Annotated in this window: 19 protein-coding genes; 10 read left to right on the top strand and 9 right to left on the bottom strand. The window is 65.9% G+C overall.

The genetic code is table 11. The features are described 5' to 3' along the window. Nucleotides 1-91: 91 nt before the first annotated feature. The 4 genes from LSG43_RS09435 to LSG43_RS09420 all read left to right on the top strand — a co-directional run bounded on the left by LSG43_RS09435 (nt 92) and on the right by LSG43_RS09420 (nt 6,333). Nucleotides 92-919: an outer membrane protein assembly factor BamD gene (locus LSG43_RS09435; RefSeq protein WP_231803449.1), complete on the top strand. Its 828-nt coding sequence runs from the start codon at nt 92-94 to the stop codon at nt 917-919. A 211-nt stretch (nt 920-1,130) separates the two neighbouring features. After that, on the top strand, nt 1,131-2,804 hold the full coding sequence (gene recN, locus LSG43_RS09430) for a DNA repair protein RecN (RefSeq protein ID WP_231803447.1): 1,674 nt from the start codon (nt 1,131-1,133) through the stop codon (nt 2,802-2,804). Nucleotides 2,805-2,913: 109 nt separating this feature from the next. After that, nucleotides 2,914-5,052 carry an NAD-dependent DNA ligase LigA gene (ligA, locus tag LSG43_RS09425; RefSeq protein WP_231803445.1) on the top strand — a complete coding sequence of 713 codons (2,139 nt, stop codon included), beginning with the start codon at nt 2,914-2,916 and terminating at the stop codon, nt 5,050-5,052. Nucleotides 5,053-5,079: 27 nt separating this feature from the next. Then, nucleotides 5,080-6,333: a hypothetical protein gene (locus LSG43_RS09420; protein WP_231803443.1), complete on the top strand. Its 1,254-nt coding sequence runs from the start codon at nt 5,080-5,082 to the stop codon at nt 6,331-6,333. Nucleotides 6,334-6,361: 28 nt separating this feature from the next. On the opposite strand, the gene LSG43_RS09415 is transcribed toward LSG43_RS09420, so the two are convergent. Further along, nucleotides 6,362-8,191: an aminopeptidase P family protein gene (locus tag LSG43_RS09415; protein ID WP_231803441.1), complete on the bottom strand. Its 1,830-nt coding sequence runs from the start codon at nt 8,189-8,191 to the stop codon at nt 6,362-6,364. Between the two features lie 140 nt (nt 8,192-8,331). Between LSG43_RS09415 and LSG43_RS09410 the strand changes: the two genes are divergently transcribed. After that, a complete protein-coding gene (locus LSG43_RS09410) occupies nt 8,332-8,475 on the top strand; it encodes a hypothetical protein (RefSeq protein WP_231803439.1) in 144 nt (47 codons plus the stop codon). Nucleotides 8,476-8,559: 84 nt separating this feature from the next. Here LSG43_RS09410 and LSG43_RS09405 read toward each other — a convergent pair whose 3' ends face one another. After that, nucleotides 8,560-9,429: a 50S ribosomal protein L11 methyltransferase gene (locus tag LSG43_RS09405; RefSeq protein WP_231803437.1), complete on the bottom strand. Its 870-nt coding sequence runs from the start codon at nt 9,427-9,429 to the stop codon at nt 8,560-8,562. Between the two features lie 134 nt (nt 9,430-9,563). Here LSG43_RS09405 and LSG43_RS09400 point away from each other — a divergent pair, with 134 nt between their 5' ends. The 3 genes from LSG43_RS09400 (at nt 9,564) to LSG43_RS09390 (ending at nt 11,267) form a co-directional block, all read left to right on the top strand. Continuing rightward, nucleotides 9,564-10,025 (top strand): DUF5680 domain-containing protein, encoded by a 462-nt coding sequence (locus tag LSG43_RS09400; protein WP_231803435.1) that lies wholly within the window; start codon nt 9,564-9,566, stop codon nt 10,023-10,025. 20 nt (nt 10,026-10,045) lie between these two features. Next, entirely contained in the window at nt 10,046-10,336 is a 291-nt protein-coding gene (locus LSG43_RS09395; protein ID WP_231803433.1) for a putative quinol monooxygenase, read from the top strand. Nucleotides 10,337-10,424: 88 nt separating this feature from the next. Next, nucleotides 10,425-11,267 (top strand): AraC family transcriptional regulator, encoded by an 843-nt coding sequence (locus tag LSG43_RS09390; RefSeq protein ID WP_231803432.1) that lies wholly within the window; start codon nt 10,425-10,427, stop codon nt 11,265-11,267. A gap of 18 nt (nt 11,268-11,285) precedes the next feature. On the opposite strand, the gene LSG43_RS09385 is transcribed toward LSG43_RS09390, so the two are convergent. The 5 genes from LSG43_RS09385 to LSG43_RS09365 form a co-directional block, all read right to left on the bottom strand. Then, nucleotides 11,286-11,576: a DUF6958 family protein gene (locus LSG43_RS09385; protein ID WP_231803430.1), complete on the bottom strand. Its 291-nt coding sequence runs from the start codon at nt 11,574-11,576 to the stop codon at nt 11,286-11,288. Between the two features lie 83 nt (nt 11,577-11,659). After that, on the bottom strand, nt 11,660-12,355 hold the full coding sequence (locus LSG43_RS09380) for an HAD family hydrolase (protein ID WP_231803428.1): 696 nt from the start codon (nt 12,353-12,355) through the stop codon (nt 11,660-11,662). A 91-nt stretch (nt 12,356-12,446) separates the two neighbouring features. Beyond that, nucleotides 12,447-12,671 carry a DUF3072 domain-containing protein gene (locus tag LSG43_RS09375; protein WP_231803426.1) on the bottom strand — a complete coding sequence of 75 codons (225 nt, stop codon included), beginning with the start codon at nt 12,669-12,671 and terminating at the stop codon, nt 12,447-12,449. 123 nt (nt 12,672-12,794) lie between these two features. Next, on the bottom strand, nt 12,795-13,565 hold the full coding sequence (locus LSG43_RS09370) for an SDR family oxidoreductase (protein ID WP_231803424.1): 771 nt from the start codon (nt 13,563-13,565) through the stop codon (nt 12,795-12,797). Between the two features lie 197 nt (nt 13,566-13,762). Continuing rightward, the gene (locus tag LSG43_RS09365) at nt 13,763-16,123 is read right to left on the bottom strand and encodes an ATP-dependent helicase (protein WP_231803422.1); all 2,361 of its coding nucleotides are present in this window, start codon (nt 16,121-16,123) and stop codon (nt 13,763-13,765) included. A 204-nt stretch (nt 16,124-16,327) separates the two neighbouring features. Between LSG43_RS09365 and LSG43_RS09360 the strand changes: the two genes are divergently transcribed. After that, nucleotides 16,328-18,499, top strand: coding sequence for an esterase-like activity of phytase family protein (locus LSG43_RS09360; RefSeq protein ID WP_231803420.1), 2,172 nt, complete (start codon nt 16,328-16,330; stop codon nt 18,497-18,499). A 54-nt stretch (nt 18,500-18,553) separates the two neighbouring features. Here LSG43_RS09360 and LSG43_RS09355 read toward each other — a convergent pair whose 3' ends face one another. After that, nucleotides 18,554-20,191, bottom strand: coding sequence for a chloride channel protein (locus LSG43_RS09355; protein ID WP_231803418.1), 1,638 nt, complete (start codon nt 20,189-20,191; stop codon nt 18,554-18,556). Nucleotides 20,192-20,377: 186 nt separating this feature from the next. On the opposite strand from LSG43_RS09355, the gene LSG43_RS16620 reads away from it, so the two are divergent. Then, nucleotides 20,378-24,136 carry an AsmA family protein gene (locus LSG43_RS16620; protein WP_231803416.1) on the top strand — a complete coding sequence of 1,253 codons (3,759 nt, stop codon included), beginning with the start codon at nt 20,378-20,380 and terminating at the stop codon, nt 24,134-24,136. On the opposite strand, the gene LSG43_RS09345 is transcribed toward LSG43_RS16620, so the two are convergent. Next, nucleotides 24,131-24,340, bottom strand: coding sequence for a ribbon-helix-helix domain-containing protein (locus tag LSG43_RS09345; RefSeq protein WP_231803414.1), 210 nt, complete (start codon nt 24,338-24,340; stop codon nt 24,131-24,133). The genes LSG43_RS16620 and LSG43_RS09345 overlap by 6 nt on opposite strands.

Below are 24,340 nucleotides of genomic sequence, written 5' to 3'. Positions count from 1 at the left end.
AGTTTTGATCATATCTGCCCCTAGCAGGGGGATCGCGGGGCGGCCAATCGCCCCGCATCATTGTTGTTGCGCATTGAGGACGGAGCGTTTCGTGAGCATTTCAGCCAGGTCGAAAACCCTTGTGGCCAGTCTTCGCCTCGGTCTGGCGGCGGCGCTTGTGACCATCGTTGCGGCGTGCTCGGGGGGCGGGTTCTTTTCCAAGCCCGAAGAGCCGATCATCCCGGCGGACGAGCTTTATTCCGACGCGGTGGGGCATATGGAGGCCAACCGCTATATCTCGGCGATCGAGGATCTCGAAAAGCTCGAGCGGCAGCATCCTTATTCGGACTATAACGAGCGCGCCAAGGTGATGATCACCTTCGCCAATTTCCGGCTCGGCCGGTATGAGGAGGCGGCGCTCGCGGCGGACCGGTTCCTGGCGCTCTATCCGCAGTCCTCCGAGGCGCCCTATATCATCTTTTTGAAGGGCAGTTCGTATTTCCAGCAGATCCCGGACGCGACGCGCGACCAGACCTTCGCGGCCGATACGATCGATACCTTCGAGCTTCTCATTTCGAGCTATCCCACCAGCCGGTATGCCGAGGAAGCCAAGCCGATGATGGTGGTGGCGCGCGACCAGCTTGCCGCCAAGGAAATGTCGGTGGGCCGCTATTATCTGGGGCACCAGGACTATGCCGCCGCGATCAACCGCTTCCGCGCGGTGGTGGAGGACCATCAGCAGTCCACCCATGTGGAAGAAGCGCTCTACCGGCTGGTTGAGGCGTATCTGTCGCTCGGGCTGGCCAGCGAGGCGCAGACGGCTGCGGCGGTGCTGGGTACGAACTATCCGGCGAGCGAATGGTATGGCCGCGCGTTCAGCCTGTTGCAGGACCGGGGCCTGAGCCCGCAGATGGTGGCGGGGAACTGGCTGTCGCGCTAGCCGGCCAGACCGCATTCTCGCAAGATCAAGCCCCGATGCATGTGTGTCGGGGCTTTTTTGTCGATTGGTCCGGCTTGACGGATTGCGATAAATGTTCTTGTTTTATTCTCATTGCGCGAAAGGCGTGGAAGAGGCGTTCGGGCGTTTGCCGAGCGGGGGACGAAGGGGATATGACTCACCTGTCCGCGAAAGATAGGGAGCCGGTTGGGCGATGCTGAGCACGCTTTCGGTCCGCAATATCGTTCTTATCGACCAGCTCGATCTCAGCTTCGAGCAGGGCCTGACGGTGCTGACCGGTGAGACCGGCGCGGGCAAGTCGATCCTGCTCGACGCGCTGACGCTGGCGCTCGGGGGGCGCGGCGACGCGGCGCTGGTGCGCGAGGGTGCCGATAGCGGGCAGGTGGTCGCCGTCCTCTCGCTCGAGCATGACCATCCGGCGCGGATGCTGCTGCGCGAAAACGAGATCGCGGACGATGCGGATATCATCTTGCGGCGCGTGCAGCACGCGGACGGGCGCACGCGGGCCTTCGTCAACGACCAGCCGGTGTCGGCGGGGTTGCTGCGGTCGGTCGGCGGGCTGCTTGTGGAGGTGCACGGGCAGCATGACGACCGCGCGCTGATCGACGCGGCGACGCACCGGGCGCTGCTGGACGCATTCGGCGGACTGGGCATGGAACGCGAGGCGGTGCGGGCGGCCCATGCGGCGTTCGCCGAGGCGCAGCGTGCGGTGGAGGCGCAGCGGGCGCGGGTGGAAAAGGCGGCGCAGGAAGAAGACTATGCGCGCCACGTCGTCGAGGAATTGAGCGCACTCAAGGCCGAGCCGGGGGAAGAGGAGACGCTTTCGGAACGGCGCGGCTGGCTGATGGGACTGGAGAAGGCCGCCGGCGAGGTCAACGATGCGGACGAAATTCTCAACGGGACCAATGCGCCGGGACCGGCCCTGGCGATGCTGTTGCGGCGGCTGACGCGCAAGAGCGAGGCGGAAGCCAAGCTGTTCGAGCCGATGGCGGAGGCGCTCGATGCGGCGCTGGTGGCGCTCGATGGCGCGAACGAGGCGCTTGACGGCATCCGGCGGGAGATGGCGTTCGACCCGCGCGAACTCGAACAGGTCGAAGAGCGGCTGTTCGCGCTGCGTGCGGCGGCGCGCAAGCATCAGGTCGAGTGCGACGCGCTGCCCGATATCCTGGCGCAGTTCGAGGCGGATCTGGCCGCGCTCGAAAGCGGGGAGGAGACGCTGGCCGCACTCGAAGCGGAGATGAAGGCGGCGGAAGCGGCGTATCACAAGGCCGCCGCGGCGCTGAGCAAGGCGCGGGAAAAGGCGGCGGCGGCGCTTTCAAAGGCAGTGGGCAAGGAACTGCCCGACCTCAAGCTGGGATCCGCCCGGTTCATCGTCGACCGGCAGGTGGACGAGAACAAGATCGCGGCGAGCGGGTACGATCAGATCGAATTCCACGTGCAGACCAATCCGGGCACGAGCCCGGGGCCGATGATGAAGGTGGCGTCGGGGGGCGAGCTCTCGCGGTTTTTGCTGGCGCTCAAGGTGGTGCTTGCCGACAAGGGATCGGTGCCGGTGCTGATTTTCGACGAAATCGATACAGGTGTCGGCGGGGCGGTTGCCGATGCGATCGGGAAACGGCTGGCGCGGCTGGCCGATGCGGTGCAGGTTCTGTCGGTGACGCACGCGCCACAGGTGGCGGCGCGGGCCAGGACGCATCTCCTGATCGAAAAGCAGGCAATCGAGGAGGGGGCGTTCATGCGTACGCATGTCAAACCGCTCGACGCGGACGCGCGTGGCGAGGAAGTGGCTCGGATGCTCGCCGGTGCGACGATCACCGAAGAAGCGCGCGCGGCGGCAAGGCGGCTGATGAGCGAGGTTTCGGCGTGAGGGCGCGGCGTTCGGGGGCGACCGGCGGGCTGCCTGCCGCGGGCCCTTTCGCCGGCGCGCGTGTTGTGTTTCCGGCGGCGGCCGGGATTAATCCAGGTCCGGAGTTACGATGAGTGCCGATACCGCGATCACCGATCTGACGCCCGAGGCGGCCAGGGCCGAGCTCGACCGGCTGCACGCGGTTCTGGAGCGCGCCGACAAGGCGTATTTCCAGGAGGATGCGCCGGAAATCACCGATGCGGAATACGACGCGGCCAAGCGGCGGTATCTCGAGATCGAGGCGAAATTCCCCGAGATCCGGCGGGCGGATTCGCTGTCCGAGAAGGTGGGCGCGGCGCCCGCCGAAGGCTTTGCCAAGGTGCGCCACGCGGTGCCGATGCTCAGCCTTGGCAATGCGTTCGACGACGATGACGTCGCGGACTTCGTTGCGCGGGGGCGGAAATTCTTCGAGCGCGAGCAGGGGCTCGAGCTGGCCTTTACCGCCGAGCCCAAGATCGACGGGCTTTCCGCGTCGCTGCGGTACGAGAACGGGGTCTTCGTGCGCGGGGCGACGCGCGGGGACGGAACCGAGGGCGAGGACATCACCGAAAATCTCAGGACGATCGGGGATATTCCCAAAAAGCTTGCGGGATCGGGCTGGCCGGACGTTCTGGAGGTGCGCGGCGAGGTCTATATGACCCACGCCGATTTCGCGGCGCTCAAGGCGCGCTCGGCGGCGGAGGGGGGGCAGGACTACGTCAATCCGCGCAATACGGCGGCGGGATCGCTGCGCCAGAAGGACCCCGCGGTCACGGCCAAGCGGAACCTGAAATTCTTCGCCTATGGCTGGGGCGAACTGAGCGCGCCGCTGGCGGAAACCCAGTATGAGGCGGTGCAGAAGCTGGGCGCGTTCGGCTTCGTCGTCAATCCGCTGATGATCCGGACGACATCGACCGAGGAGATGCTGGAGCACTACCGGCGGATCGAGGCGCAGCGGGCGACGCTGGGGTACGATATCGACGGGGTCGTCTACAAGCTCGACAATCTGAGGCTGCAGGAGCGCTGGGGGTTCGTCGCGCGGGCGCCGCGCTGGGCGATCGCGCACAAGTTCCCGGCCGAGCAGGCCACGACGATCCTCACCGGCATCGATATCCAGGTGGGGCGGACTGGTACGCTGACGCCGGTGGCGCGATTGCAGCCGGTGACCGTGGGCGGAGTGGTCGTCGAAAATGCGACGCTGCATAACGAGGACTATATTGCCGGGCGCGACAGTACCGGGGCACCGATCCGCGACGGGTACGATATCCGGGTGGGCGACACGGTGATCGTGCAGCGGGCGGGGGACGTGATCCCGCAGATTGTCGCGATCGTGCCCGAGAAACGGCCGGCGGATTCGGTGCCCTACGCATTTCCGCATCAGTGCCCCGAATGCGGGTCCGAGGCCGTGCGCGAGGCGCATCCCAAGACCGGAAAGCTCGATGCGCGGCGGCGGTGCACCGGCGAATTGATCTGTCCGGCGCAGGCTGTCGAGCAGCTCAAGCATTTCGTCTCGCGCGACGCGCTCGATATCGACGGGCTCGGGGACAAGCAGATTGCGGCCTTCCATGCGGACGGACGCGTCATGCAGGCGGCGGACATCTTTACGCTCAGGGAGCGGGACGCGCGCAGCCTTAAAAAACTCAAGGACCAGGAGGGTTGGGGGGAGACCTCGGTCAAAAAGCTCTTCGACGCGATCGATGCGCGGCGGGAGCCGGAGCTCGACCGGTTTATCTTCGCGCTGGGTATTCGTCACGTGGGGGAAACGACAGCGACGCTCTTTGCCAAGACGTTCGGGACTTTTGCGGCGTTCCGCGAGACGGCGCAGGCGGCAGGCCATGGCGAGGAGGAGGCGCGAGCGGCGCTTCTGGGGATTGACGGGATCGGGGAAACGGTCGTGCAATCGGTCGGCGCGTTCTTTGCCAATGAGCGCAACGAGAAAGCCATCGACGATCTTCTTGCCGAGGTGACCCCGCAGGTTTACGCGGTCGCGGCGGCGGCCGATAGCGCGGTGGCGGGCAAGACGGTGGTGTTCACCGGCTCGCTGGAACGGATGACGCGGTCGGAAGCCAAGGCGATGGCCGAGCGGCTGGGCGCCAAGGTTTCGGGCTCGGTGTCGGCCAAGACCGATCTCGTGGTTGCCGGGCCGGGGGCGGGCAGCAAGCTCAAGCAGGCCGAAAGCCTCGGCGTCCAGGTAATATCGGAAGACGACTGGTTCGATCTGGTGCAATAGGCGGCGCAAGCCGTATGGGAGGACGCGATGCGGACTATAGCTTTCGTTCTTGGCCTGATCCTGGCGCTGCATTCGGCCGGGATGGCGCAGGAAAGCGATACGGCGGCGGTGTTGCGGGCGGACCTTTACGCCGGTTCGCTCGCGGACGGGCTGGCCGAGATGGAGGCGCGGGCGGCGGAGGGTGATGCGGAGGCCGCGTTCGGGGCCGGGTTTCTGATCTTTCTGACCGGTGTCGAGGATTTCGCGCAGGCGATGCTGCGGCACGGGTTCGATCCCGAGCGCGGTATTGTCGTTTCGCCGTTCATGGGGGCATTTTCGCCGCCCGAGGCGCCGCAGCGTCCGGCCGCGCCGCTCGATTACGCGCAGTTGAGAAGCCATCTCGATGCGTTCGTTGCGGCGATGGACAGCGCGCACGAGCAACTCGTCGATGCGGCGGTGCAGGACGGGGCGCCGGTCGAGATCGACGTGATGCGAATCCGGTTCGACCTCGACGGGGACGGCGTGGGCGACGATCAGGGAACCGTGGGCGCGATCCTCAACCAGGCCGCGAGCCTGGGCGGCGCGCTGGGCGCGGATGCGCCGGCCGAGCTGCCCGAGGCGGTCTTTGCGTTCGATGCGGCCGATGCGATCTGGCTGGCCGGTTACAGCCAGGTGCTCGCGGCGCAGGCGGATTTTCTGCTCGCGCACGATTTCGAGATGACGTTCAACGCGGCTATGCACCGGGTTTTCCCCGGTGCGGGGCTGCCCATGGACAATGCCGGACGCGGCAGCATCATGTCGGACCCCGAAACGGACATGCTCATGGCCGATGCCATTGCCGGGGTCCATACGCTCAACTGGCCGGTCGTCGATCGCGCGCGGCTTACGGGGGTGCAGGACCGGCTTTTCGAGATCGTATCGCTGTCGCGGCGGAACTGGGAGGCGATCATTGCGGAGACCGACGATCATCTCGAATTCATGCCGGCGCCGGCGCAAACGCCGGTTCACGAGGATATGCGGATCACCAAGCCGATGGTGAGCGCCTGGCTCGAAACGCTCGATGCCTTCGAGGCGATCGTTTCGGGCGAATTGCTGCTGCCGCACTGGCGGTTCCCGGAGCGCGGCTTCGACCTCGACGCGTATTTCACCGAGGCCGAGAGAACCGACGCTGTGATGATCCTCACCGGGTATGGCGCGCTGCCGTTCATGCGCGAGGGCACGGTGGCGGGGCCCGAGCATTTCGAAGCGGCCAACGCGGTCTTCGGGAATGCGATCTGGGGCTATGCGTTCTGGTTCAACTGAACGCGCGCGCCGGACGGCCTTAAGCGCTTCAGATCGCTTCAGTCGCCTTTTCGAGCCAGACCCTGTCCTCGCCATCGAGCAGCGAGCCGATCTCGTCGCGGGTGCGGGTGTGGTAGGCGTTGAGCCAGTCGCGCTCGGCCTGTTCGAGAAGGGAGAGGTCGATCAGGCGGGTATCGATGGGGGTGAGGGTGAGGGTCTCGAAGTCGAGATATCTGCCTTCGCCGATCCCGCTTTTTTTGACCGCGACGAGGTTTTCGATGCGAATGCCGTACTGGCCTTCGAGGTAAAAGCCCGGCTCGTTGGAGAGCACCATGCCCTCTTCGAGCGCGATGGCGTAGCGCGGGGAGATGCCGGCGGGGCCCTCGTGTACCGAAAGGTAGGCGCCGACGCCGTGGCCGGTGCCGTGATTGTAGGTAAGGCCGGCCTGCCAGAGGAACTGGCGCGCGAGGATGTCGATCTGGGCGCCTGTGGTGCCCACCGGGAAGCGGGCGCGGGAGATGGCGATCATGCCCTTCAGGACGCGGGTGAAATGGTCCTGCTGGGCCGGAGTGACCGGGCCGGTGGAGAGGGTTCTCGTGATGTCGGTGGTGCCGGTCGCGTATTGGGCGCCTGAATCGACGAGCATCAGTTCGCCGGGCACGAGGGTGCGGTTGGACTTTTCCGACACGCGATAGTGCACGATGGCGCCGTTGGGGCCGGAGCCCGAGATGGTGTCGAAGCTGACGTCGAGCGCGCCGGCGTCGCGGCGGAAGGCTTCGAGCTTCTTGACGATGTCGATCTCGGTGAGCGCGCCGCCGGGTGCGGTCTTTTCGAACCAGGCGAGGAAGCGCGCGAGCGCGACGGCGTCGTGGCGCTGGGCCTCGCGCATGCCCGAAAGTTCGACGGCGTTCTTTTTGGCCTTGGGCAGGAGGACCGGATCGCGCTTTTCGACGAGGCTGGCACCGCCTTCGGCAAGGAGCGTGCGGACCTGGCTGGGTGCGGTCGCGGGATCGAACCAGACGGACTTGCCCTGCGCTGCGAGGGCCGAGAGCGCGACTTCGAAGGTGGATTTGTCGGCGAGCTCGGCGACGCCTGCGAGCGCGGCGCGGTGGTCTTCGACAAGTTTCGAGGCGTCGACGAAGAGCGTCGGCGTGCCCTTCTCCGTAACGATGGCGAAGCCGAGCACGAACGGGCTGTGGGGCACGTCGCGGCCGCGGATGTTGAAGAGCCAGCACAAGGATTCGGGCAGGGTGAGGACGACCGCGTCGGCGCCTTCGGCCTGCATGGTCTCGCGCAGCTGGGCGAGCTTGTCGGCGCTCGAAAGGCCGGTGCGGTTGTGGCCGAGCACCTCGATCGGACCCTGGGGCGGCTTCGGGCGGTCCTGCCAGATGGCGTCGACGGGGTTTTTCGAGGGGACGAGGGTGATGCCGACGGCGGCGAGCGGCTTTTCGAGTTCGGTGATCTGGCCGTGGGTGTGGAGCCACGGGTCGAAGCCGATGCGGGCGCCGGTGGAGAAGTGGTCGGCGATCCATTGGCCGGGCCTGGTGTCGGTGGTGTCGACGACGGTCAGCAGCGCGGTGTCGGTCTGCTGGGGCGCCTGGATGGTGTAGCGGCTGTCGACGAAGAGCGCGGCGGTTCTGGTTCCGATGGCGGCGAGGCCGGCCGAGCCGGTGAAACCCGTGACGTATTCGAGCCGCGCATCGCAATCGGGGACGTATTCGCCCTGGTGCACGTCGGCGCGGGGGACAAGGAAGCCATCGAGACCCTGCTCGGCGATCTGCGCGCGCAGCGCGGCAAGGCGGGGCGCGACCTGGGCCGGGTCGGAGCGGACATCGAAGGTCTGGAAGACCGCGTCGGGGATGGCAAGATTTTGATGCATGAGGCGTTCCTGACCCTGGATTGGCATGCGGTTTTGGCATGGCTGGGTTGACCCAGAAGGTCTAACCAACAATCGCGAACGGGTCTATCTATAGCCTCGAACGCTAAATAGAAAACCCGATCAGATTTCGGAGACGGACCATGGTTGAAGACAAGAGCTTCTTTCGCAAGGCACTCGACGCAATGATCGAGGCGCGCGGCCGCGAAGCTGCACGCCAGGTCGACCGCTACACACGGATTTACGGGTGCGACTTCGGCACGTCCAAGAAGAGCGTGGCGAAGTAAGCTGAAAAACCGCATTGCCTGGGGCTAGCGCCCCGGGTCGTGAGAAAAAAGAGCCCCAACGGCATGCGCCGTCGGGGCTTTTTGTTATGCCTTTTCGAGCGTGAGCGTGGTCCACTCGTTGCGCACGATGCGATCGCGCAGGATCATGCCCTGCTGGCGGTAGGCGGCAATGACGCGCTGGGCCTGGGTGTTCAACAGCCCTGAAAGGACGATGGCGCAGCCGCGTTCGGCAATGCGGCCGATGCCCGGCGCGAGCGCGACGAGCGGGCCGGCGAGGATGTTGGCGACGATCAGGTCGTAGGGCGCATTGCCCTGGATTGTCGTGTGGTCGAGGCCGGCGGCGTAGACATCGACGATCAACTGCCCGACCCCGTTGATATGGGCGTTCTCGCGGGCGATCTTTACCGCGACGGGATCGATGTCGGAGGCGACGACGGGTACGCGGCGGCGCTTGGCGATGGCGATGGCCAGGACGCCGGTTCCCGTGCCGATATCGATCGGGCGCATGGGGCGCTTGCGTTTCAATATCTTCTCGATCGCCTGCAGACAGCCGGTGGTGGTGTCGTGATGGCCGGTGCCGAAGGCCTGGGCGGCGTCGATGCGGATGGGGATGGCGCCAGCGGGCGGCGCATTCAGCTCGTGGCTGCCATAGATATAAAAGCCGCCGGCGGTGACCGGGTGCAGGCCTTCGAGCGAGCGGGCGACCCAATCGGTCTCCTCGTCGAGCGGGGCGACCGCAAAGCCAACCTCGCCGCCCAGAACGGAACGGGCGATGGCCTTGAAGGCGTCGAGATCGGGCGGGGAAGCGCAGGTCGCCTCGAACACCCACTCGCCGGTCTTTTCGTCTTCGTGCGCCGAGGCGGTGAGCGCGAGATCGTCGCGCTCCATGACCGCGTCGACCAGGGCGTATGCCTGATCCTTGGTGAGGGGCGTGGAAATCTGATCGTGGGACATCGGGGGGCTCGGCTGATCGTTTGGCTGCGGTTGTGCAAGCGGGCGGTGGGGAAGTCAACACGAATGGCGGGGACGTGCTTGACAAGCCGTTCATCCTGTTCTCTATTTGTTCCAAGGCATTTTCGGGGGCGAGGATGGACCTGTCGGAGCTTGAGGGCTTTGTCGTGGAGGCCAAGCGGGCAACGTATGTCGGCACTGGAGCGCCGGCGGAGTCGAGCCGGCCCGGTGCGCACGATATGTGTCACGCCCGTGGACGCTGGTCCTACCGGGACAGCTATTTCGGGGGCACGGACTTTCTGGGGCAGGAGACCGTCTGGCACGATGGCGAGCCGGTCTGGGCAATGAACTATTACGGCTATATCGTGCGGCCGCACATGTTCGATGCCCGGCGTGCGGGTGAGACGACGAAGGCGGCGCTTTGCGCGATGTATGCGGAGGGGCGGTTTCTCGGCGGGTTCGAATGGGACGGGCCGCACGGGGTTTATCGCGACGTCTCGCGCGGGACGGTGGCGCAGTTTCACGGGCGCGAGACGATCGCTATTGGCGGCGTGGTGCTCTACGGGCTGGATTATTGCGGCGGCCTGATCAGGCCGTGATGCGGAAGGAGGGATATTCCATGTATGGGCTGATTGGGCAGATGCTGGCGGCGCCGGGCAAGCGCGAGGAGCTGATCGGCATTCTGCGAGAGAATGAGGGCGGGATGCCCGGGTGCCTGAGCTATGTGATCGCGCGGGACACCGAGAACAATGACGCGATCTGGGTGAGCGAGGTGTGGGACAGCGCGCAAAGCCATAGGGCCTCGCTCGAACTCGAGAGCGTCAAAATGGCGATCGCGAAAGCGCGGCCGATCATTGCAGGGTTCGGCCAGCGGTTCGAAACCGAGCCGGTCGGCGGGATCGGACTTTAGGCCAGGGCACAAAAGCGCAAGCCCTATCAAGCCGGGGGGTGCGGGCGGCGCCATAGTCGCCGGCGTGAAGGCAACAAGGGAGCGACCGGTGCGGTTTGTCGGCAAGGTTCTGTGGTTCGTCGAAAGTCACTTTCGCAAGGATATCGACCTGGACCGGATTGCACGGGCCTGCGGCGTATCGCGGTTCCATATGTGCCGGGGGTTCATCTCGGCGACCGGCTATTCGGTGATGGATTATCTGCGGGGGCGGCGGCTCACGGAAGCTGCGCGGCAACTTGCGGCGGGCGCGCCATCGATCCTGCATGTGGCGCTCGAGGCCGGATACGGATCCCACGAGGCCTTCACCCGCGCTTTTCGCGACCGGTTCGGGATGACCCCCGAAGCGGTACGGGACGGAAACGCGGTGGATCAAACCTTGCTTGTGGAGCCCATAAGAATGGAAAGAGCAGCTGAAAAATCGATCGATCTCCCCGAACCGCGTCGCGAAAGGACCGAAGGACTAACAATTGTTGGCCTGGCCCGGCGCTATAAATATCTCGATGTGGGCGGCATTCCGGCCCAATGGACCGAGTTCCAGGCGTATGAAGGGACGCTCGGTGAGCGCTCCGGGCTCTGGTACGGACTGTGCGACAGCTTCGATGAGGCCGAAGGCACATTCCGGTACACCAGCGGGGTGAGGGTGGACGATCCGGGCGACGTGCCCGAGGCGCTCACTGTCATCAGGCTGCCGGCGCAAAGCTATCTGGCCTTCACCCACAAGGGCCATATTTCAGAGCTGCGGCACACCATGAACGCCATTTGGAGCGATTACATGCCCAATAGCGCAGAGGAGGCCGATGGCGGTCAGGCGCTGTTCGAGCTTTACAGCGAGGCGTTCGACCCGGTTTCGGGGCATGGCGGGCTGGAGATCTGGATCCCGATCAAATCCTAGCCCCTGGTCGTTTCGGCGTCAGGCGAGGTGCCAGCGCAGCGGCTTGGCGTTCTCGCGCACCAGGATGCCCTTGGCTTCAAGATCGAGCTGCACGCATTTCTGCCACCAGCCGATCTTGTCGCCGCCGGGAAACAGGTGTTCGGGCATGTGCGGGCGGATGGCTTCCCTGACCTCGGCCTGCGTCAGGCCCGGAGGCGCCTTGGGCAGGCCCTTGAGAAAGGCGGCTTTGGTCGCGTTGTATTTTTCGGCATCGACATTCGTTGTCTTGCCGGGATGATTGACGTTTTCGACCGCTATCTTATCGCCCATCGCGCACTTCCCCTTTGTTTGTCGCATCGACCCTACTGCGCACGCGCAAGCGCAGGCAAGTTTCGCCCGAGTGTTGCGCGCGGCTAGAGGTTGTCGATCAGCGGCTTGAGTTCGGCGAGCGAGTCGATTTTTGCAAACCGGGGCGTGGCGGCTGGTTCGTCGGCGCGCTCGTAGTCCCAGGTCAGGGTGTGGGGCACATAGGTGCCCCAGCCGCCCGCCTCGATGGCCGGCAGGACGTCTGAGCGCAGGGAATTGCCGACCATCATGGCCTTTTCCGGCCCGTCGCCGTGGCGGGCGAAGGTGGTGGCGTAGGTCGTGGGGGACTTGTCCGAGACGATTTCGACGGCGTTGAAAAACTCGCCCAGACCGGATTGGGCGAGCTTGCGCTCCTGGTCGAAGAGGTCGCCCTTGGTGATGAGGACGAGGATGAACCTCCCTGTCAGCGCTTCGAGGGTGTCGTGGACGTGGGGCAGGGTTTCGATGGGGTGCGAGAGCATTTCGCGGCCGGCGTCGAGGATGCGACCGATCAGTTCGGCGGGCACCTGGCCGTCCGTCACCTCAATGGCGGTTTCGATCATCGAGAGGGTGAAGCCTTTGATGCCGAAGCCGTAATGGGCGAGGTTGGCCTTTTCGGCGGCGAGCAGGCGTTCGGCGAGGTGCTCGGGATCGGCATGATCGGCGAGCAGTTCGGTGAAGTGCTGCTGGGTGAGGCGGAAGAAGTGTTCGTTTTCCCAGAGCGTATCGTCAGCGTCGAAACCGATCGTGGTGAGGGTGGGCATTGGCAGGCTCCTTTTGTCCCACAGCTACTCCGGGCCCCCCTGGCTTGCAAGGGGCGTGCCGGCGGTGGGACAAGAGCCTCCGGGGGGCGGCCTATCCGTCGAGTTTCCTGCGCAGGAGTTTGATCCGGTTTTCGGCTTCGAGCGCGGTCAGGTCGTCCCGATAGGCGTCGGGTTCCTCGGCTTTCTGGGCGAGGTAGATCAGTTCGCGGCGCTGTTCGGACGTCATCACGCCGCCGCCGGTGAGGTAGTCCTCGTGGGCGTTGATGCGATTGGCGTCGGGGTTGGCGGTGGCGATGCCGGGATGAATGTCTGACATGGGAGCGCTCCGTTGCACAGGTAGACGATAAACACCTGCGCATCCTCGCGAGTTCCCTCCCGGGCCGGGGCAATATTGCGGCTTTTTGGGGGCCCGGCCGGGGCGATCCGGCCGGGCGGGCGCTTACGTGCGAGTGATCGAGACGCCGCCATCGACCAGCATGGAGGCGCCGGTCATGAAGCGCGAGGCGTCCGAGGCGAGAAACAGGGCGGCCTCGGCCAGTTCCTCGGGGGTGCCCAGGCGCTTGAGGGCGTGCAGACCTTCGATGAAGCCGCGGGTTTCAGGCGCCGCGTCGGGGAGGTTGGCGGCGTTCGAGGGGGTATCGACGCCACCGGGCAGGAGCGCGTTGGCGCGGACGCCCCGGGCGCCGTATTCAGCCGCGAGCGTCTGGACGAGGCCGACAAGGCCGGCCTTGGCGGCGGCATAGGCGGCCATGCCGGGAAAGCCGACCGTGTTGCCAACGAAGCTCGAGGTGAAGATCAGCGACCCGCCGCCATTTTCGAGCATGGCGGGGACCTGATGGCGGGCGCCGAGATAGGCGCTGGTGAGGCAGGTATCGATGGTTTCCTGCCAGCCGAAGGGATCGATCCGGGTGACCGAGCCCATGACCGTGGCGGCGCCGGCATTGTTGAAAGCGACATCGAGGCCGCCAAACTGCTTTATGGCCGTCGTGACGCAGGCCTGGGCGTGGCGCTCGTCGCGCACATCGCCGGCGACCGCGATCGCACGGGCGCCAAGGGCCTCGATCCGGGCGACGAGTTCGCCAAGCTTCTCCTGCCGGCGGCCCGACAGGACGAGGTTGGCGCCCTCTTGGGCAAAGAGCAGGGCGGCCGCCTCGCCTATGCCCGAGGTGGCGCCGGTGACGATGGCGGTCTTTTCGTTGAGCCGAGACATTTTCTGTCCTCCGTTGGTTTGGAACGGAGGGAGGGATGTCAGAATGGGGCCGGGTGGCGCGACCCGGTTTTGGGGCCCGGTTTTTGCGGCTCTCCGCATTCGCCAGCGCGCTTCCGGATGACCCGAAGACGTAAACGTCGCCGGGTCCAGCCCGGCGATGACGAGGGGAGGGGAGCGGTTTATCTAGAAGGGGGGGCTCAACCCCGCTTCACAAAACTGTCCAATACCTTCTTCGGCCCGGCCTTTTCGAAATCAATTGAGAGCTTGTTGCCCTCGACTGCCGTAACCGTCCCATATCCGAACTTCAGGTGAAACACGCGCTCGCCGATGGCGTAGGCGGATGAGGGGCCGGAGGAGCGGGCGACGAGGTCGCCGTCTATGGTGAGCGGGCCGGGGCTTTTGCGGGCGGATTGCTGGCGTTGGGCGCGTTGCCAGCCAGGGGTTTCGTAGACGCTGTCGAAGGGGTCGCGGGCGTCGAAGCGGGTGGCGGCGCGGCCGCCATAGGTGTAGCCGCCGTAGGAGGAGCCCGTGTCGGTGACTTCGACGGCTTCGGCGGGGAGTTCGTCCAAAAAGCGGGTGGGGATGGCGGACTGCCAGAGGCCGTGGATACGGCGGTTTTGCGCCAGCGAGATGCGGGCGCGCTTTTTGGCGCGGGTGATGCCGACATAGGCGAGGCGGCGTTCTTCCTCGAGCCCTGCGAGGCCGCTCTCGTCGAGGGCGCGCTGGTGGGGGAAGAGGCCTTCTTCCCAACCGGGGAGGAAGACAGTGTCGAATTCGAGGCCCTTGGCGGAGTGGAGCGTCATGATGGAGACGGCGTCTTCGGCGCCTTCGCCGCTGTCGCGGTCCATGACGAGGGCAATGTGCTCGAGGAAGCCGCCGAGGTTTTCGAATTCCTCCATCGAGCGGATGAGTTCCTTGAGGTTTTCGAGCCGGCCCGGCGCGTCGGCGGATTTGTCGTTCTGCCACATCGCGGTGTAGCCGGATTCGTCGAGGATCTGCTCGGCGAGCTCGAAATGGGGGATGGTGCGGGTGCGGTCGGCCCAGTCGTCGATCGAGGCGACGAGTTCGCGCAGGGTGGAGCGCTGCTTGGGTTTGAGCTCCTCGGTGGCGACGAGGTCGCGGATGGCGGCCAGAAGCGGGATATTGGCGGCGCGGGCGGTGTCGTGGATCGTCTGGACGGTCGCGTCGCCCAGGCCGCGCTTGGGGACGTTGATGATGCGCTCGAGCGCGAGGTCGTCGGCGGGCTGGGCGACGATGCGGAGGTAAGCGAGCGCGTCGCGGATTTCGCGGCGCTCGTAAAAGCGCGGGCCGCCGATGACGCGATAGTTGAGGCCAAGGGTGATGAAGCGCTCTTCGAACTCGCGCATCTGAAAGGAGGCGCGCACGAGGATCGCCATGTCGTTGAGGCTTTCGCCCTGGCGCTGGTATTGCTCGATTTCCTCGCCGATCTGGCGGGCTTCTTCCTCACTGTCCCAGACCGAGGTGACGGCGATCTTTTCGCCTTCCTCGCCGACGTCGGTCTGGAGCGTCTTGCCCAGGCGGGATTCGTTGTGGGCGATCAGGTGGGAGGCGGCGGAGAGGATGTTGGAGGTCGAACGGTAGTTGCGTTCGAGCTTGATGGTTTTCGCGCCGGGGAAATCCTTCTCGAAGCGCAGGATGTTGTCGACCTCGGCGCCGCGCCAGCCATAGATCGACTGGTCGTCGTCGCCCACGACGCAGATGTTGGAGGTGCTGACGCCGTTCTCGTCCACGGCGGGCCGGGCACCGCCGCTGTTGGGGCCCTTGGCGAGAAGCTGGAGCCAGATGTACTGGGCGGTGTTGCTGTCCTGGTATTCGTCGACCAGCATGTAGCGGAAGCGGTCGTGGAATTCGGCGAGGACTTCGGGGTTCTCGCGGAACAGGCGGATGCCTTCGAGCAGGAGATCGCCGAAATCGGCGGCGTTCAATGTTTTGAGCCGCGCCTGGTAGCCAGCGTAGATCTTCTGGCCCTTGCCGTTGGCGAAAAAGCCCGCATCGGCGGGGGAAATGTCCCTGGGAAGGAGGCCACGGTTCTTCCAGGCGTCGAGCATGCCGGCGAACTGGCGGGCGGGCCAACGCTTTTCGTCGATGTTCTCGGCGGCGAGGAGCTGCTTGATCAAGCGGATCTGGTCGTCGGTGTCGAGGATGGTGAAATCTGGGCGCAGGCCGACGAGTTCGGCGTGGCGGCGGAGAATGCGGGCGCCGATGGAGTGGAAGGTGCCGAGCCACGGCATGCCTTCGACCGAAGCGCCGACCAGTTGGCCGATGCGCTCCTTCATCTCGCGGGCGGCCTTGTTGGTGAAGGTGACGGCGAGGATCTGCCCGCCGCGCGCCTTGCGGGTGGCGAGGATATGGGCGATGCGGGTGGTCAGAACGCGCGTCTTGCCGGTGCCCGCGCCCGCGAGAACGAGCAGCGGGCCTTCGGTCGTTTCCACCGCCTCGCGCTGCTCGGCGTTGAGCCCCTTGAGGTAGCCAGGCTCCCTGGGCTGGAGCTGGCTCGTGATGGGGCCGGAGGGACGGTGTGGCGGGGCGGCTGTCATGCGGGGCGGGTTTGTCCGTTTTCGGGGGGCGATGCGAAAAACAGCTTGCGCCGAATCTCATTTTGTTCTCACCGCACATATATAGGCCCGTTGGGCGCAAAAGTATATGCACAGGCGCGGTTCACGCTGTCACAAGAGTGTAGCGTGGGCTCAATAGAGACATCCCCGTGATCCACATGAATTTTATGGACGGGGGACCCTTCTATGTCCAAAGCCACTTTGTTGACGGCTGTCGCCGCGGGCCTTCTGGCCTCGGTCGCCATGCCGGCCAATGCGCAGGTTTTCAATCGTATCGCCAGCTTCGAGGTCGCGCTCAATGCGCCGGATGCCGAGGCGACGTCTTCGGAAATCATCGCCGCGTCCGAGGACGGGATGACGGTTGTCTATTCCGATAGTCCGGGCGGCGGGATCGGTTTCGTCGACATCAGCGATCCGGCCAATCCTAGGGCCGCCGGCTATGTCGCCATGGACGGTGAGCCGACCTCGGTGACCGTGATCGGCAATAACGTTTATGCGGGCGTCAACACGTCCGAGAGCTATGTCGAGCCCTCGGGGCATATCGCGATCATCGACATCGCGAGCCAGGAGATCCTCGGCACGTGCGCGGTTTCGGGGCAGCCGGACTCGGTGGCCGCGTCGCCGGACGGGTCGCTGCTGGCGGTCGCCATCGAGAACGAACGCGACGAGGATCTCAATGACGGCGAAATCCCGCAGATGCCGGCGGGCAATGTCACGATCTTTTCGGTCGCCGACGGCATGGCCGACTGCGATTCCGCGATCGAAGTCGATGTGACGGGGCTCGCCGAGGTCGCGCCGAGCGATCCGGAGCCGGAATTCACCGATTTCAATGCCAACAACGAACTGGTCGTCTCCATGCAGGAGAACAACCATTTCGTCGTGATCAACGGGGAAACCGGCGAGATCATCTCGAATTTCTCCGCCGGTGCTGTCGATCTCGCCAATATCGATACCGAGGAAGACGGCGCGCTGCGGTTTACCGATAGCCAGGAGGGCCGCCTGCGCGAGCCTGACGGGGTTCGGTGGATCGATACCGAGCGTTTCGTCGCCGCCAACGAGGGCGACTACAATGGCGGTTCGCGCGGGTTCACCATTTACAACAAGGACGGATCGGTTGCGTTCGAATCCGGGCCGGCGATGGAATACATCACGGTGACGCTCGGGCACTACCCCGAGGGGCGGTCGGATGCCAAGGGCGTCGAGCCCGAGGGCATGGAAGTGGCGAATTTCGGCGACGATACGCTGATCTTCGTCATGCAGGAGCGGTCCTCGCTGATTGCGGTCTATCGCGATACGGGCGGTGAGCCCGAGTATCTCCAGTCGATCCCATCGGGGATCGGGCCGGAGAGCGCGGTGGCGATCCCTTCGCGCAACCTTCTGGTGTCGGCCAATGAGGAAGACCTGCGTGAAGACGGGCTCGGCGGCAGCCACGTGATGATCTACGAATACGGCGAAGGTGAAGCGGCGTATCCGACCATCGTTTCGGAAATGGTCGACGGGCTGCCGATCGGCTGGGGTGCGCTTTCGGGCCTCGCCGCCGGTGAAGAGGGCACGCTTTATGCGGTCTCGGACAGCATCTACGGCGCCGAACCGGCGATCTACACCATCGATGCGACGGCGCACCCGGCGGTGATCACCGCAAAGACGATCGTCACCCGTGACGGCAACCCGGCACAGAAGCTCGACCTCGAGGGCATTGCGCTCGACGGTGAGGGCGGGTTCTGGCTGGCCTCGGAAGGCCGGTCCGACCGGCTGATCCCGCACGCGATCTACCACGTCAACGCCGATGGCGAGATCGAGGACGAAATTGCGCTGCCGGCCGAACTGCTGGATGCGGAGATCCGCTTCGGCTTCGAGGGCGTGACGGTTGTCGGCGAAGGCGACGATGCGACGCTCTGGATGGCGGTGCAGCGCGAATGGCGTGACGACGAGGACGGGTTCGTCAAGCTCGTCTCGTACAATCCCGAGAGCGAAGAATGGGGCGCTGTGAGCTACCCGCTCGATGCCCCTGTCAATGGCGGCTGGGTCGGGCTTTCCGAAATCACGGCCTTCGGCGACCATGTCTATATCGTCGAGCGCGACAACCAGATTGCCCAGAACGCGGCGATCAAGAAGCTCTACCGGGTGGCGATTGCCGATCTGGTGCCGGGTGAACTCGGCGGGGAGTTGCCGGTGGTCGCAAAGGAAGAAGTACGCGACTTCATCCCCGACCTCCAGGGCTTCAGGGGCTACGTCGTCGACAAGGTCGAAGGTTTCGCGATTTCGCCCTCGGGCGAAGGGTTCGTCGTGACGGACAATGACGGTGTCGACGACAGCTCGGGCGAGACCTTCTTCTGGTCGATCGGCTCGGTCGAATAAGCCCCGCGCCAGTGCACGATTTGAGGCCCGGGAGCGATCCCGGGCCTTTCTCGTTCAGCTGTGCTCCTCGCGCGAATGGGCGACCAGGACCGCGTTGAAGCGGGCGAGGGCGTCGAGGTGGCGGGCGTGGCCGACGAGTTTTCCCGAGGTGCCGTCGACGACGGGGAGGCGGGATTGCGAGGTTGTATCGAAGGCCTTCAGGGCGGCTTCGAGGGTGTCGCCGGGGCGGAGCCAGGGGGCGTCGCCGGAGGTGTCGAAGTCGCCGTCTTCGTCCTCGGCGGGCGGGATCATGAAATCGCGGACGCGGATGAAGCGGGCGGACTGTTTGTGCGGGCCTTCGTCGAGGATCAGGCCGCGCGTATAGAGCTGCCAGTGAAAGAACGAGCGGCCCATGACCGCCTGGCAGAGGCCGGTCGAAATGGCGACGGCGAGCAGCAGGGCGAGCGAGAAGGCGAAGCCGCCGGTCAATTCGAAGATCATGACCGCGGTGGAGATCGGAGCGCCGAGAACGGCGGCGGCGACGGCGCCCATGCCGATAACGGCGTAAAGGCCCACCGAAGAGGCGTATTGGGGGAAGACGGAGGTGGCGATGATGCCGAAGGCGCCGCCGGTCATGGCGCCGAGATAGAGCGTGGGCGAAACCACGCCGCCGCCGGCGCGTGAGGAGAGCGTTATCGCGGTTGCGAGGGTTTTTGCGAAAATGAGCGCGATCATCAGCCAGAGCTCCATGGAGCCCGCCAGGGCGATGGTCGTCGCCTCGTAGCCGACGCCCAGGACGTGCGGGAAGCCAAGCGCGATCATCCCCACGAGAAGTCCGCCGATCATCGGGCGGACCCAGATGGGCAGCGCGGTGCGCTTGGAGAGCCAGTCGCCGCCGATGAGCGCGGTCTGGAACAGGATGGCGACGGCGGCGCAGGTGATGCCCAGGAGCGCGAATGCGGGGATCTCGAAGTACGAGGTGATGTGGTAGTCGCTGATGACGAAGGCGGGGTCTTCGCCGAACCAGGCACGGGAAATGACGGCGGCGACGACCGCGCCGATGACCAGGGGCACGAATGCGCTCATGGCGAAGTGCCCGAGGATGACCTCGTGGGCAAAGAGCACGCCGGCGATCGGCGCGTTGAACGAAGACGAAATCACCGCGGCCACGCCGCAGGCGAGAACAATGCGGCGCGCGGCGGCCGAGAGGTTGAAGGCACGCGCAAAGACGCGCGACACCGCGGCGGCGGCGTAAACGACCGGACCCTCGCGGCCCGCGCTGCCGCCCGAACCCAGCGTTATGGCGGAGATCGCGGTGGCGATGGCCGCGTCTTTCGAGCTGAAATTTTCCTGCTCGCGCGCGCGCAGTTCGATCACGTCGGCGACGCCGCCCGAACGGCCCGGCGGGCGCCAGAAATAAAGGACTATACCAACGACGATGCCGCCTCCGAGCGGCCCCACGACGGGCCACCACCAGGGGAACGCGGCCAGTGCGGTGACGACGGTTTCTGTAGCGCTGCCCAGCCAGAGGGACTGGACAAGGCCGATGGCGAGCCGGAACGCGATGCCCAGGAGCCCGCCCGCGAGCCCGAGTCCGATTGCGAGCGCCCAGAGGCGGGGCTGGTTGAACATGAGAAAGCCGGCGAAGTGCGGGCGCACCCACCGGCGCACGACGCCGAGGACCTGCCGCGTTGTCTTTCCCAATTGCGCCATTAAAGCGTCCCGCCTTGTTTCCTGTCCCTGATAAGGCGGTCGCGGTGCGATCTCAAGGGCGTGGCCGCGGTCCGGCGCGCCGGGGTATTAAAATAGCGGCATATCGCCCCGAAACCGGTTCCCACGTGCAGGGTCTATATTCTAAAGTCCCGGAGCCGAACGTCTTTTCTAGGAAGCCAGCTCCCGGTGGCCAATCGCATCTACATCGCAATCGGTTCCCTGGCGATCCTGATCCTGGCGGCCGCGTTCGTCGTTCCACTGTTCATTCCCTGGAACGACTACAAGGGCCGGATGGAGGCCATGGCCGCCGAGGCGCTCGGAATCGAGGTCTCGATCGCCGGCGACATGGACTTCGTGCTGCTGCCGCAGCCGCGCTTGCGCATGCGGGAGGTGCGGCTGGGGCCCGAAGCGGCGCCGCTGGCCCAAGCGCGCCTTGTCGAGGCAGATTTCTCGTTGATGGATTTCCTGCGCGACCGGTTCCACGTGACCGAGCTGTCGCTGACCGGGCCGCAGCTCAACCTCACCGTCAACGCGCAAGGCGCGCTCGAGACACCGATCACGCTGGCGGAAACCGCGACCGCGTCGAACGTCTCGATCGAGAACGCGCGGATCGAGGACGGCGTCGTGCGGGTCAGCGACATGCGGTCGGGGCAAAGCTGGCAGGCCGGCGCGTTCAACGGCGAACTCGGTATGACGGGGCTGCGCGGCCCCTTCACCATGCGGGCGCAGGCGGAGTTCGAGGGGGCATCCTACGGCGTCCAGTTCGGGACGTCGACGATGAACGCGGAAGGGGCCATGCAGGTGACCGCATCGCTGCGGCCGGTGTCGGGTGCGTTTTCGATAACGGCGGAGGGGCTTCTTGAAACCGGCACGGTGCCGCGCTTCGACGGCACGCTGCGCTACCGGCAGGCGGCGGTGGACACGGGCGAGGCGGTTTCCGGGGCCGCAGTGTTGCAAAGTCCGATCATCGCAGGGCCAGACTCAATTGTGCTCGACGAATTCGTCTACCTGCCCGACGAAAACCAGGCGACAACGCGGCTCACGGGGACGGCGTCGATGACGCTCGGTGCGGACCCCGGGTTCGACGCGGAGATTTCAGGAGGCGTCGTGACGCTGTTGCCACCGGTCGTCGAAGAGGAGACCGGGCCGCAGCCGTACGGGCTGGTGCGGCTCCTGCGCGCGATGCCGCAGCCCTTGATACCGGAACTGCCGGGGCAGGTGAGCGTCGAGGTGGGGGAATTGGGGCTGCGCGGGATCGGCGTGCGCGATCTGCGGTTTTATGCATCGAGCGACGGGGAAGCCTGGAATGTCGAGGAGCTTTCCGGCCGGCTCCCGGGGGAAACGACCGTCAAACTGACGGGAACGCTCGGACGCGCCGCCGGGTGGCCGGTCTTCGACGGCACGCTGGCGGTGGCGTCGCAGCGACTGGATTCGCTCTCGCTCATGTGGAAGCGGGCCGAGGATGCCGAGGCGCTTTTCGGCATGCCGGGGTCGCTCAACGCGCGGTTCCGGCTCGCCAATGACGGATTGTGGCTCGAGGACGGGCTTTTTGCGCTCGGGGGCACCACGCACGAGGTCGTTGCGCAAATGCGGTTCGGGGATGCGCCGCGGCTCGAGGTCAATGCGGACCTTTCCGCGCTCGACGCGCGCCAGAGTGCCGCGCTCATCGCGCTTATGCCGTCCATCGATCCGGCGGGAGCGTTCGGGGTCAGCTTTCCCGAAGGGCGGATCGATATCCGCGCCGAGGCGGGGGCGTTTGCGGGCCAGGATTTTTCCGACCTGGCGCTCACCTCACGCTGGGGGGCGGACGGGCTGACGGTCGAGGGGCTGCAGGTCGAGGACTTCGGCGGCATGGCGTTCGAGGGGTCGGGCCGGGTGACCGGCACGCTTGCCGCGCCCGCGATTGCGGGGAGCGGGCATGTCGGTCTGGTGCGCAATGCGCGCGTGGTCGGTACCGTTTTCGGCGACGCACCGGACGATCCTCTGCGCCGGGCCGCCCTTGCGAGCCTGCCCGCGGAACTCGACGTCGTGCTCGATCCGCCGGATGCGGACGGAGCGCAGACGATCAGCGTCACCGGGCAAGCCGGTGCCGCCGACATCGACGTGACGGCAGGGCTTGCGGCGGGCATTGCGGCGTTCGATACGGGCAGGGTTACGCTGACGCTCGATGCGACGGCGCAGAGCGGCGCGGTCCTGCTCGAGCAGTTCGGGCTGGCACCGGTGATCGCGGGCGTGGACGGTGCGATCCTTTCGGTCAACGCTTCGGGCGACCCGCGGGACCGGCTCGACGCCGAGATCACACTCGAGGGCGGGGGCGAGCGGATCGACTATGCCGGTTCGCTCATGGTTTCGGATCCCGCCGAGGTGCGGGGGCAGGGGCAGGTTTCCTTCCTCTTCGAGGATACGGCGGCGCTTATGGAGCTGGCGGGTGCGAACGGCGTGTGGTTCCCGCGCATCGAGGGGACCGCGCAGATCGGGTTCGTGGGTGCCGACAGCGTGACACTCGAGGGCATCGACGCGCTTGCGGGCGAGCGCGGGCTTTCGGGGCATCTCACTTATGCCACGCAGGCCAATTCGGCGCTTTTGAGCGGGGCGTTGCGGTTCGAGGCGCTGGATATCGAGACGCTCGCGGCGATGCTTGGCGGGCCCGCGGCGCTGGTTTCCGGCGTGCCGGGGGCCTGGCCGGACGGGCCGGTTGCGATCGGACAGGCGCCACGGCAGGCGCGCGGGCGCATCGCTGTGTCCGCGCCGGCGCTTTATGCGGGTGAGGACGCACTCATCGAGGCGCTGGCGTTCGACTATTCCTGGGAAGCGGAGAATATCCGGCTACGAGGGCTCTTTGGGGAATTCGGCGGCGGCACGATCCAGCTCGACGCGGCGCTGTGCTGCGCTTCGGCATTGCCCGACAAGAGCCTTTCGGGGCGGTTCACGCTTAACGGGGTGACGCTTGACGCCCTCTTGCCTGAAACGCCTTCGGCGGTGCTTTCGGGCACGCTGACGGCGGGCGGGACTTTCCAGGGGAGCGGGGACAGCTATCGGGGGCTGATCGGGTCGCTCAACGGGGAGGGGAGTTTTTCGGTGTCCGGGCTTTCGGTGGGACGGCTTTCGCCAGGGGTTTTCGAGACCGCGGCGGGGCTCGACAATCTCGTCGAGATGGAGCCGCAGGCGCTCGAAGATATCGTCGTTGCGGCGCTCGATGCGGGCAGCTTTACCGCCGACGAGGTCGGGGGGCTGTTCTCGCTTGTGGGGGGCAGTATCCGCGTGAGCAATTTTGCCATCGACGGGGAGGAGGCGCGGCTGCTGGGCGGCGGTGTGCTCGACCTCGAGACGCTTGCGCTCGATACGGCCGTGACGCTGGCGGCGACGGAAAATCCCGGCGGTAACGGGCTGATCACCGAGACGACGGGGCGGATCGGCGTTCTGCTCGACGGGCCGCTCGGGGCGCCCGAGCGTACGCTCGATCTCACGCAGATGGTGGACGCCATCCAGATGCGGGCCCTGGAGGTCGAACTCGACGAACTCGAGGCGCTGAGGGCCGAACAGGAGGCGCGGCAGCAGGCGCTGGCCGAGGAGCAGGCGCGGCTCATGGAAGAAGAAGCGCGGCGGCAAGCCGAAGAACTCCTGCGTCAGCAGCAGGAGGAGGCCGAGCGGCTGGCTGCCGAGCAGCAGCAGGCGCTCGAGGAGATCGAAGGTGAACTCGGAGCCGGCGCGTCGGAACCGGATGCCGAGGGTGCGCCTGCTTCCGAGGACGAGGCTGGGGCCGCCGCCGAAGAGGCCATCGACACGCCGCAGGAAGCCATCGACGCGGCGCCGGCGGGAGAGGTGAATTCCGCGCCGGTTCTCGGGCCCCTCGATCTGAGCTTGCCCGAGGAGCCGATGGAGGTTCCTGCTACACCTTCGATCCTGACGCTGCCGGAAGGGAATTTCGCCTTTCCGCAGCTATGAGGCGCGGGTGCGGTACCATTCGAGCACGGTCACCCGGATGGCCGAGGAGAGATTGGTGGTCTCGCGGCTTTCGTCGATGTCCTGGATGAGGTGTGCCAGCGGCAGGCCGCGGGTGGCGGCCATGGCCTCGAGGGCGTTCCAGAATTCGGGTTCGAGCGCGATCGAGGTGCGGTGGCCGGCAATTGTCAGGGAGCGCTTTTGCAC

The sequence above is a fragment of the Pelagibacterium xiamenense genome (assembly GCF_021166475.1).
GTDB classification, from domain to species: Bacteria; Pseudomonadota; Alphaproteobacteria; order Rhizobiales; family Devosiaceae; genus Pelagibacterium; species Pelagibacterium xiamenense.
The sequence above is the reverse complement of the archived record's forward strand: the minus strand, read 5'-3'. Positions and strand labels throughout refer to the sequence as shown.